This is a genomic window from Escherichia sp. AM3 (genome assembly GCF_032029835.1).
Taxonomy (GTDB): Bacteria; Pseudomonadota; Gammaproteobacteria; order Enterobacterales; family Enterobacteriaceae; genus Escherichia; species Escherichia coli.
Genome location: NZ_JAVUPQ010001380.1, coordinates 1 through 230, shown reverse-complemented (window position 1 = coordinate 230; position 230 = coordinate 1). Strand labels below are relative to the sequence as shown.

Annotated in this window: 1 protein-coding gene; it reads right to left on the bottom strand. The window is 56.1% G+C overall.

What is annotated here, in order from left to right:
• A partial coding sequence (gene gpU, locus RTW80_RS31135; protein ID WP_312722138.1) for a phage tail terminator protein occupies window positions 1-230 on the bottom strand: 230 nt, incomplete at both ends.

Sequence of the window (230 nt, the reverse complement as noted above, 5' to 3'; positions counted from 1 at the left end):
CATAGGTAATGACATAAGTCAGATCGGCTGAACTCCACAGGCCCGCAACATCGTCGCGCCGGTAGTCATAGCCGCTGGCCACCATACTGGTGATCAAATCTGACAGTGCCGGGATATCGCTCATCACCGGATAAATCCGGGACTCCATCCACGCATCCAGCTCTGAATCCGGCACCTGAGCAGGCAGGAAAACTTCGATATGCAGCTCCGCCTGCCAGGTATCGCTGTCC